Origin of the sequence: Lysinibacillus odysseyi 34hs-1 = NBRC 100172, from assembly GCF_001591965.1 — a bacterium.
Taxonomy (GTDB): domain Bacteria; phylum Bacillota; class Bacilli; order Bacillales_A; family Planococcaceae; genus Lysinibacillus_B; species Lysinibacillus_B odysseyi.
Genome location: NZ_BCVX01000010.1, coordinates 42085 through 58536 on the forward strand (window position 1 = coordinate 42085; position 16452 = coordinate 58536).

Genomic DNA, 16452 nt, shown 5'->3' on the forward strand with positions numbered 1-16452 from the left:
TCATATTATATTGAGTGCTTTTTCCATTTAATTTAATATTTAATACATAATGACAGAAAGAAGGGCATTTTATGACCATTTTTACGGTGGACAAAGCACGTTCAGAAATCTGTTTCACAGTTCGGCATATGCGGATTTCAAAAGTAAAAGGCACATTTGCTTCGTATAATGTAAAAATTGAAGCTCCGGCTATAACAGATCTTCATAAAGGTATAATTGATATTGAAATTGACGTAGCAAGCATCTCCACCTTGGATGCAGCGCGTGACCAGCATTTAGTATCAGCAGACTTTTTCGACGCCGATCGCTTCCCTAAAATATATTTTACTAAAACAAGCCTGACCCCCGGTGAAGAGGGACTCCTCCAATTGGCCGGGAGCCTAACGATTAAAAACATCACGAAAAGCGTAGTTTTTGATGTGCTATACATAGGAAAAGAGTTGAATGATTGGGGCTCGGAAAACCATCGCTTTACATGCTCGACAGTAATTAACCGTAAGGATTTCGGTCTACTTTACAATACGCTCATTGAAGCAGGAGGTACGATTATTGATGAAAATATCCAGATTACAGTTTATCTAGATATATATCATTAGGTTAGGAAAAGTGCATGTCCTATTTCCTTCCTACCCCTATGGAGGATTGTATAGCCTTCGTCTCTGCTTCATTTACTTTTCCATTACGAAAAGGCTACCCGCCTCTTTGAAGAGACAGGTAGCCTTTTTCTTATTTCAGTCGGAATTTACCGAAGCCGTTTTTATCTTCCCCGATATACTCAATATTACTGCCTTCTGGAATATAGTTTTTCGCTACATCCGCAGTACGGAACATAATATTTGTATTCGCTGGGAATGCTGTGAATTTCCAGTTGTTATCCGGCGTTACATTAATCGAGCCCTTTTCGATAATATAGTCAACAATTGCTTCCCGGTTTTCATAAGCATAAACTGTTAAATTCGATTTATCTTCTTTAACGAATGTCGCTCCATAGGAACCGCCTACCCGATAGTTGTTGGCTACTACTAAAAATTCCTGCGTTAAATCAATCGGTTTGCCATTATATTGTACGTTTTTAATCCGATTTGCCTTTTCATTTACTACAGTGCCGCGACGGTCATATTTTGCCGGAGAAGTGACATCGATTTCATAAGTAATCCCGTCTAATACGTCGAAGTTATAAGAGCGAGCTTCAGCATCGATAATATTTTGTTCTTCAGTAGAAGCAGGATCAATTGTAGCAAATACGCCCGCTGACATTTCCAGCCATTCAATAACTTCTGCTCCTGTCACCTTCACAGTAGATACTGTATTATCGAAGTGATAAATGTCCGCCATGTTTTTAATCGCTAATGGGCCGGCAGAGATATTTGTATAATCTGCTGCGTTTTCACGAGACCCCGCTTTGAACGGAGCCCCAGCAGATAGAATTGGCAGGCTTTCATCCTTCGTACCCGCTACTTGCTTCTTCACATAGGCTGTTTGGGCTGCTGTAATAATCTCAATAGCGGCCGTATCCTGTACTAAACCGAAATAGCTGTTAATTGGTGTTGCTGTTTCACCAACCGGTTGGCGAATGTAATCGATTGTACCTTCATGTGCTTCTTTTACTGCATCCAGTACTTCTTGATCTGCTTTTACGCCTTCAATTGAGCGGATCTCACCTGTTCCATCATTTACGACCCATTCGCCATCTACTAGTTCAAGGTCTAAATCGATTACACCAAGGTAAGAGCCATAAGAGCCCGGCATAATTGTCGGCGTGCCATTGATCGTACCCTTGCCAGAATCGACATTTTCTAAATCAGCATAGTCACCTGGGAATTTTAGATGAGAGTGGCCTGTGATGACAGCATCAACACCTTCAAGCGCTGTAATTTGGTAGCCTACATTTTCAGTTCCTTTTACATATGTATCAGAACCGATCCCAGAGTGAGATAATACGACAATCACATCCGCACCCGCTTCTTCCATTTGAGGAATAGTAGCCTCTAATGCTTCAATCGGATCATCCACTGTTACTTTGCCTGTTAAATGAATCGCATCCCAGCCTAAAATTTGCTGAGGTACAATTCCCGTTATTCCCACCTTAATCTTATGTTTTTCTCCATCCTCATCAACAACTTCCTGGCTTAGGATCGTATAAGGCTTAAAGTAATTTTCTCCAGTAGCAGCATTTCGTACGTTAGCATTTACCCAGTCAAATTCTGCATCATCCATTACTTCGCCAAGGAAATCCAATCCATAGTTGAATTCATGATTTCCAAGTGTCGCGGCATCATATCCTAAAATATTTAATGCTGCAACAGAAGGATGCACTTCACCCTTTTGCAAAGGCTTTTTCAGCGCGGCGTAGGAGCCAAGCGGTGTTCCCTGAATGAGATCCCCGTTATCCAGAAGGATACTGTTTGGATTTTCAGTGCGTGCTTTTTTAATCAATGCTGCTGTATTAGCAAGCCCAATCGTATTGTCTTCTTTATCTGAGTAATAATTATAGTTTGCCAAGTTAGTATGGATATCTGAAGTACCTAATACGCGCAATGTAACCTTATCTTCATCTTCCACCGGCGTTGTTTGCATGTTGTCCATCAGACGGTCTAAAATATTTGCCATTTGTCCTGCTGTTACAATTTTAGTAGAACGGATTGTCCCATCCATAAAACCTTTTAAAATATTTGCTGCTGCTACGTTTGCTAACGCCTGTTTATGCATCGCATCAATATTTTTGCTGTCTTTAAATTTATCCAATGTAGATAGCGGCGCATTTTCCATCTGCAAGCTGCGCCCAGCAATAACGAAAGCATGCAGGCGTGTTAACTTTTGATCAGGAGCAAATGTATCTTTATTGATCCCTGAAATCAGTTTTAGCTCTACCGCCTTTTCTACATATGGCGCCAGCTCTTTAGGAACGTCTTTAAACGTGATGGATGTTCCGTCCCCAACCTCTACTCCTAAATGCTTAATCAGCTCTACCACATATTCACCGCGAGTAACGGGTGCCTGTGGATTTTCTGCTGCCTCTGCAATATGTACTTGTCCAAATCCTGTAGCTAAAAAAGCTGCTGCCAATGTTCCTGTCATAATAGATTTACGCATTTGTAACCTCCTGATATCCGTTGTCAGGAATAATTGTAAATCATTTTCATGAAAAATAACCGATTCTTATTACCTATTAGTGTACAATATTTGTACAAAAACATAGCATATTAATGCGGTTCAAAGAAAAAATAAGTGATTTATCCACCATACAACTGACCAATATGACATACTTTTTTCATCTTTAGGATAGCATGGTAACTCAATTCAGACGTCTAAGGTCAAACCATACAACAAAAAATGGAAAATAAAAGACACTCCAGATAGGAGTGTCTAAATTTTTTTTATTTTACTGCAATTTGTGCTAATTTTTGAACTGCTGCTTGTACTTTTTCTAAACCTGCTGTGATAATTGCATCAGCATTTGCTGGATCAGCGTTATGACCTTCGATAACTACTTCTTCCAATTTCTCCATACCGTATACTCCACCGATAACATTATGAACGTATGTTGCTGCCATTTCCATTGGAGCAGTTTCAGGTGTTGAATAGATACCGCCGCGTGCAGATAAAACGATATATTTTTTATCATTCATTAAGCTTACTAAGTTGCCGTTCTCATCATATTTGAATGAATAGCCAGCACCATATGTGTAATCAATAAATGATTGTAATGCAGCTGGGATTGTAAGATTCCAAAGCGGGAAGGCAAATACTACTACCTCAGCAGCAGATAGTGCTTCACGTGATTTGTTGAAAGCCGCTAAAGAAGCTGCTTGAATTTCTGATAATTCTTCGCCAGCCTGTGCTTTACCAAAAGCGTTGAACAGCTCTTGACCAAAGTAAGGCAGATTTTCTTCAAATACATCAAATGTTGTGATATTCAGGCCTTCTACTTTAGCAGCTTCCGCCATAAAAGTTTCATACATTTTCGTTGAAACGCCGTCCGGGCGATTGTTTGCTTTTACTACTAATACATTTGTCATTTATAATATTCTCCTTAATTATTACGAACTTTTTTATCTCGAATTCAAGATATAATTATATAATAATAGAGAACCTTACTTTTTTCAACTAAATTACTTTACTACTTTAGGCTGAATTTATATTTCACATTCCCCATCAGAGCATGCCGCCCCACCTTCACCTACAAGCTGGATCGATTTTCGCAAGCCGGCCTCTGCCGCTGCCTGTTCAATCGTCTGGGCAAATAACGGCTGTGGCTGAGCACCTGATATCCCATATTTATTATTAAATACAAAAAAAGGCACCCCGCGTACACCTATTTGCTGCGCTTCATAAATATCCGCTTCTACGATATCCTCAAATTGACGGCTGTCAAGAACCTCCTCTACCTTCGCACGGTCGAGCCCAACTTCTTCTGCAAGCCTTTTTAATACATCCGGGCGGCCAATTGCCTCTCCTTCTAAAAAATAGGCTTTCATTAGACGCTCATTATAAGCGGGGGCTTTTTCCAGCTCGTTTGCTAACTTCGCTAAACGGTGCGCCGCTGTCGTATTAGCCGTCTTCATTACATCAAAGTTATATTCAAGGCCAACTTCCTTTGCTCGAACAGCAACATTGGCGGTCATTTTTTTGGTTTCTTCTTCAGATAAATTATATTTCTTTGACAATGCTGTAAAGATTGGCTCCTCCATATCAATCGGTGTAGAAGGATCTAATAAAAAACTTTTATATTCTACTTCAATCTGTTCTTCATAGCCTGATTCCTTAATTGCCTTTTCCAATTGCCGTTTACCAATATAGCAAAACGGGCATACATAATCTGACCATACTTCTATTTTCATGTAATGGGCCTCCTTTTTCTTTATTGTAACGAGGAGTTACTCACTCCTACAATTAATACGCTCATTGAATATTTGCCAAGACATTTACCCAATACTTAATAAAAACTAATAAAGTAGGTTGGATAATTATGAAAAAATCGCTATGGCTGGAATCAAAAAAGTTAGTTTCAACTACAGAACTAACGCAGGACAACAGATGTGAGATTTGTGTGGCTGGTGGAGGGTTATCAGGAATTTATACAGCTTATCTCCTAGCAAAAAATGGGCATGATGTTCTTTTACTAGAGGGTAAAGAATCGATTGGGGCAGGAGCGACCTCGCTTTCTACTGGAAAGCTTACGGTTCAGCATGGGCTTAAATATTCAAAGCTCTCGCTGGAAGATTCTGCCGTCTATTATGAGGCAAACCACCAGGCAATCGAAAGACTTCTCCAAGATCTGCCTTCTTCTCTTTATAAGCGTGCTACATCCTATATATATGCAACAACAGAGCAAGGGAAGATGGATTTACAAAAGGAATATGAAGCTTATCAGAAAATCGGCATCCCTTCCCATGCAACGAATGAAACAGAACTGCCTTTTGATGTCATGTTGGCACTTGCTATTGAAAATGAGGTACAAGTTGACCCGACTGATTTAGTAACCCATCTAGCAAACCTTGCGATTAAAGAAGGGGCTAGAATTCACACAAAATCTCGTGTGACAACCGTTAATGAAGACTATGTACAACTGGCAAACGATGCCCGCGTTCATTTCCAAAAATTAATTCTCTGTACGCATTACCCAATCTCTTCCTTACCGCGGATGTACACAGCTAAACTTGCCATTAAGCGCTCCTATTTAACAGCTGTTCCAACAGCCGAGCCGCTTCAGGGTCAATATGTTAGTGTAGATGAACCAAGCCGCACAATAAGAACAGCCGAGGTTGGTGGAAAGCTCTATTTCGTTTATGGTGGCGGCGAGCACCCTGCTGGTACTGTTACTGAAACAAACAACTACTATGAGACGTTTACGCAGGAACTTCAAAAAACCTTTCATCTCCCTGCACCGGAATATCTATGGAGTAACCAGGATATGCAAACTCCTGACGACATTCCTTACGTAGGACCATTTGTAAAGAGCAGCGACAAAATTTATATTGCAACAGGCTACGATCAATGGGGATTGTCAAATTCCTTAGTAGCAGGCGAGATTTTAGCTAGTTATATGGCCAAACAGGAACACCCTGCGAGTGCAATTTATCAGCCGACACGTCACCAAGGGCTCGAAGGTCTTCAGGAAGGACTTAAAAACACCGGTTTTATGGGAGCCGAGTTCGTCAAAGGACATGTCGCTCGTAATGAGGCACCGACATGTACACATCTTGGCTGTAAGACGCGTTGGAATGAAGGGGACAAGACATGGGACTGTCCTTGTCATGGTTCTCGCTTTAATGCCAAAGGACAGGTAATCGAGGGTCCTGCTGTTTATCCGTTGGAGTTAGATAAAAAGGATGCCTAAATGGCATCCTTTCCAACAATTATTTAAGTGACTCTGTTAATACAGGGACAATTTGTTTTTTACGCGATACAACACCAGGTAAGCTGATACGGCCATTTACAATTTCAGCACCGAACGCTTTTGCAGCTGCTTCTGCCACTCGGCCTACAGCTACAGCTGTTGAATCATTATTTAAAATATCTGTGACAACGAAGAAGAATAAATCTAACCCATTATCTGCAACATTTTTATTTAACAAGTTCGTCAGTTCCTCGTGACGTCCTAATACATCCTCAATATCAACAGCATTTACCTGTGCAACAACAGCTTTGTATTCCCCGAATTCGAAGCCTTTAGCATCTAAAGAAAGCAAATCTTCTAATGATTTATCAGAAAGATCCGCACCTGCCTTTAACATAGCTAGTCCATATTCTGCTGCATCTACACCTGCAATTGCTGCCAATTCCTTACCAGCCTGTATGTCCTGCTCTGTGCAAGTTGGTGATTTAAACAGCAATGTATCCGAAATAATCGCTGACAACATAAGCCCTGCCATATTTGCTGGGATATCAATACTATTTTCTTTAAAGATCTTATTTAAGATTGTTGCTGTACATCCAACAGGCTCTGCACGGAAATAAAGTGGATCTGCTGTTTGGAAGTTGGCAATACGATGGTGGTCAATCACTTCTACGATTTGCACTTCTTCAATTCCGTCAGCAGATTGCTGGAATTCATTATGATCGACTAGAATTACTCTTTCCGCTTCCTCTTTTACATTTGAAATAAAGCGTGGGGCTTCAAAACCGAACTTTTCTAGGGCAAATTTTGTTTCATTGTTTACTTCCCCTAGTCTCACTGCCTCTGCATCTACGCCAAGCTGCTGTTTTAAATATGCATACACAATGGCAGATGTAATAGTATCTGTATCTGGGTTTTTGTGACCGAAGACTAATACGTTACTCATCTTATTCCTCCTATATTACGAAATCTACTTGTATTTACCGAATTCATTTTATCATACCTCGCTGCGGGAAGAAAAATAGAACTTTTTTTTCTTCATTTTGGCTCTTCCTAAAACCCTATGCCTGCCTGTAGATACCTTTTCCATAGCAGAACGTTATTCCTTGTCCTTTCACTTTTATAAGTTCTTTAAGCTGATAGGATTGCAGTTATTAAGCTACGCTTTTTCACTATAAGAACAAATTTCAGTATCAGAGTTCATTTATTATTTTCATTTCATCAAGAAAGAATGAAAGATAGAACTAAAAGTTACATTTTATGTAAATTAATACTATTAAAGCAACAGATAATGAAAGTTATTATATATTTTTATATAATCATTATTAAAAAAATGCCTTTTATGATAAAATTATAGGGTAACGAAACTTTTATTTAAAAAAGAAACGAGGATTCTTATGACGAAGAAAATGGAGAAGAAATACATTCCATTAGCCGAGTTCTTCCAAAATTCCACCCAACCTGAAATGACGCTTACATATGAAGCGATCGAAAATATTATGGGCCAGGAATTGCCGAATGCCGCTTATTTAAATTTAAGCTGGTGGAAGAAAACAAAGCCACCCCTTTCCCATTACTTATCATGGGTTAATGCGAACTACAATGTAATTGATGTAAAACTCGGAAGATCGGTTACTTTCTCCCGGATAACAAATAATGAAAATGATGGTGAATCCCGCGGTAACCATGCCCATACATATATCATCCGCTCGATTGAAAGCGATGATGCCCGAGCGTTCATCAACTTACAGGAATCTGTTTTTACTGAATGTGATTTTGAATATTTTGATGACAATGAGCAGAATTTAACTGTTCAACAAGTCAGAAAGGTTTTAGCCGAATGGCGAAAAACGAAAACAAGCAATATTCTGCTTTGTATAGTAAATGGTGAATTTGCCGGCTATGTCATGATTAAGGGACACACATCTTCCCGTACAAAACATGTAGCCTCTTTACGCATCGGTGTTATAGAGGCCTACCAGAATATCGGTATCGGAACATCCCTGCTTAACCAAGCCGAAGCCTGGTGTCTAGAGCATCAAATCGAACGAGTAGAAGCACACATCGTTGTTTCCAACGCAAAGGCAAAGGCATTATTTGAAAAAAATGGTTATGTATGTGAAGGGACACGAAAAGGCTCCTTCAAGCTTGAAAATGAGTTGCAAGATGAGTATTATTATAGCAAATTTTTATCAAAATAATAAAACCGCCCGATAAGATTCACTTATTGGGCGGTTTTATTTCAGACCATTTCTATTAAGGATTCAGCCGGATACTTTTTACTTTTAGTGTCTACAGCTGGATAATGTTCTTTATACTGCCCTATCATACGATCAACGATTGCATGTATCAGGGAGAAAACAGCTATATCGCATTCGATAACTTTTTGACCTTTTCTTCCTACTGAAAAAAAGAGATCTGCTTGTTCCTGTAAAAGAGTAGAGTCCTCTTCTGCAATAGCAAGTATCTTACCATTTTTCCGTTTTACTAACTCCACTACCGCACGGACATCTTCCTGTTGCTCATTAACCTCTATAGCAAAAAGGACAGATTTTTCATCCATTTGTGTTAAGTCTATTGCCATTCTTTCTGACTTATAGCTCATTAAATATACGTCATTACGATAGGATACCAAACCATTGTATAAAAGCAGGGCAGCTGGAGTAGACTCTCTCATTCCTAAAATAAATATACGTTCTGCGTTGTGAAGTATGTTAATTGTTTTAGTAAAGTCAGGCTCACTTATATTCTCCATAAGTTCAATAATTCCATCTACATCCTTTGACATGACTTCATTCCATGGAATATTCTGTCTTTTATAGGCACGCTTTTTTGAGGGTGCCGGAGCAGAGCCATTTTTCTCAATTAAATACTCTTTCATTTTCTGCTGGAGCTCATTAAACCCCGACAGATCCATTGCATAACAAAAACGAATGACTGTTGACTCACTTACGCCAGCCTGTCTACCTACTTCAGAAGCCACTTGTGTTGTAATAATAGTCGGATTATCAATTACAAATTGCGCCACTTTACGTTGCCCTTTAGACAATCTGATGTATTTTTTTTTAATACTGTCGCAAATACTCATACCTCATTCCCTTTCTTTTCTCTCTAATTGAATGGTGTCAGTGATGTCAACCTAATTCATAAGGTGGTCCATATAATAAAAAATACATTAACATGAATAATGAGTGAATACAATGATTTTTCTGAAAAAACTTTATCACTTTAAACAATAAAATTGCTTTCAGTACAAAGTTGACAGCACTCCTACTCATAGCGAGAACACCTAAAAGATTTAGCAATTTCTTTGTCATCCTTTAAGCAGGAAATGTATTTTTCTACTCATCGATATACAAAAAAGAGAGAAGCAGATATGCTTTGCGGCATTCGCTACTCTCTCTTTTAAGCTAATATAACTCTGTTTGCTTCGTTTCTTTTCCTAAAAAAATTACAGCTGCTACTCCGATTAAAATAGCTACACAGAAGATAGTAAAAATTGTACCGTATTCGTACCCTCTTCCCAGCATCGCCCCGACAAGGAGAGGGCCAAAAATTCCTCCTACCCGGCCGACTGCTGCTGCCATTCCTGTCCCTGTAGCGCGCACAATAGCCGGGTATTGCTCAGGGGTATAAGCATACAAAGCTCCCCAGGCACCTAGATTAAAGAAAGATAATAGCATACCCGAGATTAGAAGAACCGATATAGTTTCTGCATTTCCAAATACTACAGCACTCGCAGCTGTCCCTGTCAGATACAGTACAAGCACAAATTTACGACCGAACTTTTCGATAAACCAGGCTGCTGTAAAATAGCCTGGCAGCTGGGCCAATGTCATTACTAATACATATTTAAAACTGGAAATTAAATCAAAGCCTTTCCCGACCATCACACTTGGCAGCCAAAGGAACATGCCATAATATGAAAACACTACAGCGAACCATAAAATCCACATCATAAGGGTAGATTTGGCATAATCCTTCGACCAAACAGTCGCCATGTTTTGGAAGACCGAGCGTTTTTCCGATCTAGCCTTTACAGCAAACTGTGGAGAATCCGGTAACTTTAAACGAATATATACAGCGTAAAAGGCCGGTAATGCTGTCAATAACAAAGCAATTCGCCATCCTTCAACAGGCCAGAAATCTGCCGGTATGACAAAATAAGAAATAACCGCTGCTATAAGCCATCCTCCTGCCCAAAAGCTTTCAAGCAATACGACAATCCGCCCGCGTTCCTCTGCTTCTACACTTTCCGAAACAAGAGTCGATGCAACAGGCAGTTCGCCGCCAAGTCCCATTCCGATTAAAAACCTTAAAATGAGAAATACCGTTAATGTCGTAGCGAAAGCTGAAATACCGCTTGCTACGGAAAAAAGGATTAGTGTCCACATAAAAATTTGCTTGCGGCCTATTTTATCTGCCAGCACACCAAACAGCAATGCACCGACTGCCATCCCGATGGAATTGACACTGCCAATCCATCCCATCTGCGTAGAATTCAATCCCCAATCCGTACTGATTGCTGCAATGACAAATGATAGGATTCCGACATCCATCGCATCAAACATCCATCCTACCCCTGCTACACCTAATAACTTGTTACGGGAAAGAGGCTGTGCATTTGCCATTGCTTGTTTTTTTACTTGTACCATTCTATTCACCTGTCTTTACACTTGACGTTACTTAGTTACTATACATTTGTTTCGAGAAAGTGACAATAGAAAACTTTAAATATCCCATTGTTTCGACTATTTATCTATTTCCTATTGAAATAGATTTTTCGTAGGAGTACAATGTCTTGTATAAAAAAACAAATGTTCATCCAGTGAGCACAAAGGAGCTTGTTTTGTTATGTGGAAAGGTTTAATTGAAGAATATAAACAATATTTACCTGTTACCGAAAATACACCCCCTTTAACTTTAAATGAAGGAAATACCCCTCTTGTCCACCTGGTCAATCTTTCAAAAGAACTGGGGATTGAGCTATACGGAAAAATAGAGGGGGCAAACCCAACCGGTTCCTTTAAAGATCGTGGAATGGTTTTTGCGGTAGCTAAAGCGGTTGAAGAGGGTTCAAAATGTGTCATTTGTGCCTCTACCGGCAATACATCGGCTGCAGCAGCAGCCTATGCTGCCCGTGCAGGTATCCAGTCTATTGTTGTCATTCCAAAAGGGAAAGTTGCTCTTGGTAAGCTGGCACAGGCTTGCATGTACGGGGCTAAAATTATTGAAATAGACGGCAATTTTGATGACGCTCTAAATATTGTGCGGCAAGTTTCTGAGACAACAGCCGTATCACTTGTAAACTCTGTAAACCCGTACCGGATTGAAGGCCAAAAAACAGCATCTTTTGAAATTGTAGATGGATTAGGAAAAGCACCTGATTTCCTCTGTATCCCTGTTGGTAATGCGGGGAACATTACAGCCTATTGGAAAGGCTTTAAAGAATATAATGACGCCAAAAATACGGGGCTTCCAAAAATGTTCGGGTTCGAAGCTGAAGGCGCTGCGGCCATTGTAAAAGGAGAACCAATCGCTAATCCTGAAACTGTGGCTACAGCTATCCGGATCGGTAATCCTGCCAGTTGGAAGCTTGCAGAGGCTGCAAGAGATGAATCCGACGGCATTATCGATATGGTGACAGATGCAGAAATTCTTGAAGCCTATAAACTGATTGCTGGCAAAGAAGGCATTTTTGTGGAACCCGGCTCAGCCGCTTCCCTTGCCGGTGTTATTAAATCCGTAAAATCCGGTAAAATCCCGGCAGGCAGTCAGGTAGTAACAGTGTTTACCGGAAACGGCTTAAAAGACCCCGATACAGCGATGAGTGTTTCTACGATTGACCTTATCTCCTTGAAAAATGAGGAAAAAGAAATTCGTGAATATATTGAGGGCATCTTATGAGCACTAAATGGCGTATTACAGTCCCGGGAAGTACAGCCAACTTAGGCCCTGGCTTCGACTCTGTCGGGCTTGGTTTATCACTTTACCTTAGTTTAACTGTCACTTTAGCGGATGAGTGGAAATTCACCCATAAAGGGCCTCATGTACCAACAGACACAACGGTTGAGAATCATTTAATTTACAAAATCGCTAATGAAGTAGCAGAGAAATTCGGCCATCAACTACCGGCCTGCCATGTCGAAATGACAAGCGAGCTGCCATTAGCACGTGGTTTAGGAAGTAGTGCAGCAGCAATTGTGGGAGCAATCGAACTAGCTGACGCTGTATGTGGATTAAAGCTATCTATACAGGACAAGTTAAATATCTCTTCACAAATTGAAGGACATCCTGATAATGCTACAGCATCTGTACTTGGTGGTCTGACGGTATCAGCCATGGGTGAAAACGGAGTTGTTGATACAATTCATATACCAGCGCTGGGTGCCTCATTTGTTGTGTATATTCCACAGGTAGAATTAAAAACCGCCGAAGCCCGAAGTGTTCTTCCTTCTCAATTTGATCGCGGCTATGCAGTACGAGCAAGCGCAAGTGCCAATATGCTGGCTGCTGCTTTAATGATCAAGGATTATGAAAGAATAGGACGTTATATGGAACAGGATTTATGGCATGAACCATTTCGTGCTAAACTAATCCCTGCCTATAATGCTATTCGTGAGGCTGCAAAACAAGCTGGCGCTTATGGTACAGCATTAAGTGGGGCTGGCCCTACTCTTATTTCGCTCATACCAGATGAATTGGCGGCACAATTTTTATCTTTGATGAAAAAAACATTTCCCGAGCATACGATTTTATTGACAAAGGCTGCTCCAGCCGGTGTTACGACTCAAGTATTCTATTAAAAGTACAACCGCCTTGTGCAAAGGGCGGTTTTTAATCTCATACAAAAGTCTGAATTTTCATTAAAGTCTCTTCTTTTATGCATACTCTCGCTAATTTTGGGGTATATTTACTAGATATCAAGAAAGAAAGGGGAAATGGAAAATGAAAATTGGTTTAATCGCTGCATCTGGTAAAGCAGGAAGCCATATTTTACGTGAGGCACTCATGAGAGAGCATGACGTAACAGCTATTGTCATGAACAAGGCCAACTTAAGGGTAAATGACGTCGAAACGTTGGAAAAAGATCTATTCCACTTAACAAGGGAAGATATCGAGCCGTTTGATGTGCTGATTAATGCATTTGCCCCGATTAATAATGATGACGCCTACTTGCATGTGGAAGCAGGCAGGCATTTAATTTCTATTATGGAAGGTACAGAAAAGAAATTATTCGTTGTCGGCAGCTCAGGCTGTCTTTATGTTGATAAAGACCATTCCATTCGTCTAATGGAGCATAAGGATTATCCGGAGCACCTGCGTGAATCTGCCAAGTATCAGCTGCAAAATTTACAAGATTTGAAGAATTCATCAATTAAATGGACGTTCTTAAGTCCGTCGGCTATGTTTGACTCAGAGGGCCCCCGTACTGGCCACTACATTATCGGAAGCCAGCGTCTAGTTGTCAACTCACAGTTTAACAGCTACATCAGCTATGCAGATTTTGCAGTAGCTGTTATTGATGAATTAGAAAATTCAAATCATGTAAATACCCTTTTTACTGTTGCCTCTGAAAACGTTACATCTGCATCGTAAATAAAGGTGTTCGCATACGCGCGAACACCTTTTATGTGCAGGTTCTCTTTTTCCTCCTATGCAAGCAGTACAAGGCTGACTGCCATTACTGCCATCCCCCCCACGAGACCATAAATAGATAAATGTGTTTCATCATATCTTTTTGCTGCTGGGAGCAATTCATCTAAAGAAATAAACACCATAATTCCGGCAACCCCCGCAAAAATAACCCCAAACATAACATCTGTCAAAAAATTCATTAGGACCAAATAAGCAACGATAGCCCCAACCGGTTCAGCCAGTCCTGATAAAAAAGAAAGCTTGAATGCCTTCATTCGGTTACCTGTTGCATAAAAGATCGGTACTGCTACCGCAATTCCCTCCGGAATATTATGAATGGCTACAGCTACAGCTATTGCAATCCCAAGACTTGGATCCTGCAAAGCGGACATAAAGGTTGCAATCCCCTCCGGAAAGTTATGGATAGCGATGGCCAGAGCAGCGAAGGTTCCCATCTTCATCAGCTTATCGGCGTCGGCGATTGTTGATTGCGCCTCTGCCTTGTTAATATCTTCTACCATTCGGACCTCATGCGGATTGTTTTTGTTTGGGATAAACTTATCAATCAGCGCAATCAGCAGCATGCCACCAAAGAAACCGACTAGTGTCATCCAATATCCCTGTGTCTCACCTAAAGCAGCCGTTAAGGAATCTTTTGCTTTTACAAAGATTTCAATAAGCGAAACATAGATCATTACCCCGGCTGAAAACCCCAATGCAAAAGATAAAAATTTTGTATTAGTACGCGAGGTAAAAAAAGCAATTAAACTACCTACTCCTGTCGCAAGACCGGCGAACAAGGTCAGCCCAATTGCCAGCAGCACATTTTCTTCCATGCAGTAAGTCCCCTTCATATTCCAGTTTGTTATTTGTATTATATACACTTTGTTTCCTATGTGCAAATCTTTTTCGTATATTTAACTTCCCTAACGCAATCAAACCTCCCTATCTGTTAAAAAAACAAAAAAGATACCATATATTATGCTCATGGTATCTTTTCAGTAATGACACATTTATTTTCCGCTGACATAGCCTTCAATCAATTGTTTAACATCAATTCCCGATGATTCTTTCAAACTCTCCTGAAGAGTTGCCATCAGGTCTGTTGCATAAGAAGTGACCTTGTTGGCGCCGCCTCCTGATCCTCCTCCTGTATCGACTACTGTAATCTTATCGATATTTGATAGAGGAGCAGCAATCTGCTTAGCATATTCTGGCATCATACGGATAATCATATCCAAAATAGCTGCCTGTCCGTATTGCTCAAACGCTTCTGCAATTTTTTGCTTTGCTTCCGCCTCTGCTAGACCACGTAGACGAATAATTTCTGCCTCTGTTGTTCCTTGGGCCTTTTCTGCTTCCGCTTTTGCCAGTCCATCAAGGCGGATTTTCTCCGCTTCTGCCTGGGCCTGTGCTTCGATACGATATTTTTCTGCCTCTGCCTGTGCAATTTGCTTCATCTTATCAGCCGCTGCCTGCTGTTCGATCGCATATCGCTCTGCGTCTGCCTTTTTCTTCACTTCTGAATCATATTGCCGCTCTCGACGCAGAATCTCCCGCTCTTCTAGCTCAATCTGCTTTTGACGCTCGATAATCTGGATTTGCATTTCCTGCTCTTTAACTTCTTGTTTCGCACGCGCTTGCTCTAAATCATAGGCTTGGTCTGCACGTGCTTTTGCAATATCCTGCTCTCGGCGGAACTCTGCCACTTTTAACTGATTCTCTTTTTCAGACTCGGCAATTTCTGTTGCGCGTTCCAGTTCAGCTTTTTGGGCTTCTTGATCTGCCTGCGCCCTGCGAATACGTGTTTCTTTTTCTGCCTCTGCCGTCGCAATATCTGCATCTCTTTTTACTTGGGCAATACGAGGCTTACCTAGCGACTCCAAATAGCCATTTTTATCCCGGACATCTTTGATTGTAAACGAGACAATTACTAATCCCATCTTCGCTAAATCCTGAGATGCTACCCGCTGTACTTCTTGTGAGAATTTATCTCGATTCTTATAAATTTCCTCTACGGTCATGGAGCCTAAAATAGAACGCAGATGGCCTTCAAGAACTTCCCGTGCCTCCGCTTCACGCTCACTCTTTTCTTTTCCCAAAAACTGTTCGGCTGCTGTTGCAATCTCGCCGATCGAGCTGCCGATTTTAATAATGGCCGTACCGTCCGCCATGACAGGCACCCCTTGCTCTGTATAAACTTCCGGCGTTGTTACCTCTAATTTGCTTGATAGTAAAGATAATGGTTCAGACTGTTGAAAGACCGGGAATATAAAGGCGCCGCCTCCCCGAATAATTTTTATTTTATTGCCCGAGTCATCGGTATGAACATTTTTATTTCCTAAATAGCTTCCTGTAACAATCAATGCCTCATCAGGACCGGCTGTCTTATACTTCGCTATATATACTGCTACGATAGCTAATAATAAGAAAACAACAACCCCAATGGCAATAAAGACTCCGATCATATAAAT

Annotated in this window: 14 protein-coding genes; 6 read left to right on the forward strand and 8 right to left on the reverse strand. The window is 40.7% G+C overall.

Going from position 1 to position 16452, the window contains the following annotated elements; all coding sequences use genetic code 11:
- Window positions 1-71: 71 nt before the first annotated feature.
- Window positions 72-596, forward strand: a complete 525-nt coding sequence (locus tag BOD01S_RS16090; protein WP_036152706.1) for a YceI family protein — start codon at window positions 72-74, stop codon at window positions 594-596.
- Window positions 597-726: 130 nt separating this feature from the next.
- On the opposite strand, the gene BOD01S_RS16095 is transcribed toward BOD01S_RS16090, so the two are convergent.
- From BOD01S_RS16095 to BOD01S_RS16105, 3 genes are all read right to left on the reverse strand, one after another.
- Entirely contained in the window at window positions 727-3093 is a 2367-nt protein-coding gene (locus BOD01S_RS16095; RefSeq protein ID WP_036152707.1) for a bifunctional 2',3'-cyclic-nucleotide 2'-phosphodiesterase/3'-nucleotidase, read from the reverse strand.
- 284 nt (window positions 3094-3377) lie between these two features.
- The gene (locus BOD01S_RS16100) at window positions 3378-4019 is read right to left on the reverse strand and encodes an FMN-dependent NADH-azoreductase (protein ID WP_036152708.1); all 642 of its coding nucleotides are present in this window, start codon (window positions 4017-4019) and stop codon (window positions 3378-3380) included.
- Between the two features lie 117 nt (window positions 4020-4136).
- Complete coding sequence (locus tag BOD01S_RS16105) at window positions 4137-4841, reverse strand: DsbA family oxidoreductase (RefSeq protein WP_036152711.1); 705 nt, start codon at window positions 4839-4841, stop codon at window positions 4137-4139.
- A gap of 128 nt (window positions 4842-4969) precedes the next feature.
- On the opposite strand from BOD01S_RS16105, the gene BOD01S_RS16110 reads away from it, so the two are divergent.
- Entirely contained in the window at window positions 4970-6340 is a 1371-nt protein-coding gene (locus BOD01S_RS16110; RefSeq protein WP_036152714.1) for an FAD-dependent oxidoreductase, read from the forward strand.
- Window positions 6341-6359: 19 nt separating this feature from the next.
- On the opposite strand, the gene BOD01S_RS16115 is transcribed toward BOD01S_RS16110, so the two are convergent.
- A complete protein-coding gene (locus BOD01S_RS16115) occupies window positions 6360-7286 on the reverse strand; it encodes a manganese-dependent inorganic pyrophosphatase (protein WP_036152717.1) in 927 nt (308 codons plus the stop codon).
- 451 nt (window positions 7287-7737) lie between these two features.
- On the opposite strand from BOD01S_RS16115, the gene BOD01S_RS16120 reads away from it, so the two are divergent.
- Window positions 7738-8541 (forward strand): GNAT family N-acetyltransferase, encoded by an 804-nt coding sequence (locus BOD01S_RS16120; RefSeq protein WP_036152720.1) that lies wholly within the window; start codon window positions 7738-7740, stop codon window positions 8539-8541.
- Window positions 8542-8582: 41 nt separating this feature from the next.
- Here BOD01S_RS16120 and BOD01S_RS16125 read toward each other — a convergent pair whose 3' ends face one another.
- Window positions 8583-9428, reverse strand: coding sequence for a MurR/RpiR family transcriptional regulator (locus tag BOD01S_RS16125; protein WP_052124758.1), 846 nt, complete (start codon window positions 9426-9428; stop codon window positions 8583-8585).
- A gap of 322 nt (window positions 9429-9750) precedes the next feature.
- On the reverse strand, window positions 9751-10995 hold the full coding sequence (locus tag BOD01S_RS16130; protein WP_036152721.1) for an MFS transporter: 1245 nt from the start codon (window positions 10993-10995) through the stop codon (window positions 9751-9753).
- Window positions 10996-11194: 199 nt separating this feature from the next.
- Between BOD01S_RS16130 and thrC the strand changes: the two genes are divergently transcribed.
- From thrC to BOD01S_RS16145, 3 genes are all read left to right on the forward strand, one after another.
- Entirely contained in the window at window positions 11195-12247 is a 1053-nt protein-coding gene (gene thrC, locus BOD01S_RS16135; protein ID WP_036152722.1) for a threonine synthase, read from the forward strand.
- Window positions 12244-13146, forward strand: a complete 903-nt coding sequence (gene thrB, locus BOD01S_RS16140) for a homoserine kinase (RefSeq protein WP_036152723.1) — start codon at window positions 12244-12246, stop codon at window positions 13144-13146. The genes thrC and thrB overlap by 4 nt, the downstream gene beginning before the upstream one ends.
- A gap of 142 nt (window positions 13147-13288) precedes the next feature.
- On the forward strand, window positions 13289-13939 hold the full coding sequence (locus BOD01S_RS16145) for an NAD(P)-dependent oxidoreductase (RefSeq protein ID WP_036152724.1): 651 nt from the start codon (window positions 13289-13291) through the stop codon (window positions 13937-13939).
- 56 nt (window positions 13940-13995) lie between these two features.
- Here BOD01S_RS16145 and zupT read toward each other — a convergent pair whose 3' ends face one another.
- Window positions 13996-14814 carry a zinc transporter ZupT gene (gene zupT / locus BOD01S_RS16150; protein ID WP_036152725.1) on the reverse strand — a complete coding sequence of 273 codons (819 nt, stop codon included), beginning with the start codon at window positions 14812-14814 and terminating at the stop codon, window positions 13996-13998.
- Between the two features lie 177 nt (window positions 14815-14991).
- Window positions 14992-16446 carry a flotillin family protein gene (locus tag BOD01S_RS16155; RefSeq protein WP_036152999.1) on the reverse strand — a complete coding sequence of 485 codons (1455 nt, stop codon included), beginning with the start codon at window positions 16444-16446 and terminating at the stop codon, window positions 14992-14994.
- Window positions 16447-16452: the final 6 nt, after the last annotated feature.

What these genes read in the sequence shown, in the direction of transcription:
- BOD01S_RS16090 (WP_036152706.1), top strand. Translation starts at nt 72, where the DNA reads ATGACCATTTTTACGGTGGACAAAGCACGTTCAGAAATCTGTTTCACA.
- BOD01S_RS16095 (WP_036152707.1), bottom strand. Translation starts at nt 3,093, where the DNA reads ATGCGTAAATCTATTATGACAGGAACATTGGCAGCAGCTTTTTTAGCT.
- BOD01S_RS16100 (WP_036152708.1), bottom strand. Translation starts at nt 4,019, where the DNA reads ATGACAAATGTATTAGTAGTAAAAGCAAACAATCGCCCGGACGGCGTT.
- BOD01S_RS16105 (WP_036152711.1), bottom strand. Translation starts at nt 4,841, where the DNA reads ATGAAAATAGAAGTATGGTCAGATTATGTATGCCCGTTTTGCTATATT.
- BOD01S_RS16110 (WP_036152714.1), top strand. Translation starts at nt 4,970, where the DNA reads ATGAAAAAATCGCTATGGCTGGAATCAAAAAAGTTAGTTTCAACTACA.
- BOD01S_RS16115 (WP_036152717.1), bottom strand. Translation starts at nt 7,286, where the DNA reads ATGAGTAACGTATTAGTCTTCGGTCACAAAAACCCAGATACAGATACT.
- BOD01S_RS16120 (WP_036152720.1), top strand. Translation starts at nt 7,738, where the DNA reads ATGACGAAGAAAATGGAGAAGAAATACATTCCATTAGCCGAGTTCTTC.
- BOD01S_RS16125 (WP_052124758.1), bottom strand. Translation starts at nt 9,428, where the DNA reads ATGAGTATTTGCGACAGTATTAAAAAAAAATACATCAGATTGTCTAAA.
- BOD01S_RS16130 (WP_036152721.1), bottom strand. Translation starts at nt 10,995, where the DNA reads ATGGTACAAGTAAAAAAACAAGCAATGGCAAATGCACAGCCTCTTTCC.
- thrC (WP_036152722.1), top strand. Translation starts at nt 11,195, where the DNA reads ATGTGGAAAGGTTTAATTGAAGAATATAAACAATATTTACCTGTTACC.
- thrB (WP_036152723.1), top strand. Translation starts at nt 12,244, where the DNA reads ATGAGCACTAAATGGCGTATTACAGTCCCGGGAAGTACAGCCAACTTA.
- BOD01S_RS16145 (WP_036152724.1), top strand. Translation starts at nt 13,289, where the DNA reads ATGAAAATTGGTTTAATCGCTGCATCTGGTAAAGCAGGAAGCCATATT.
- zupT (WP_036152725.1), bottom strand. Translation starts at nt 14,814, where the DNA reads ATGGAAGAAAATGTGCTGCTGGCAATTGGGCTGACCTTGTTCGCCGGT.
- BOD01S_RS16155 (WP_036152999.1), bottom strand. Translation starts at nt 16,446, where the DNA reads ATGATCGGAGTCTTTATTGCCATTGGGGTTGTTGTTTTCTTATTATTA.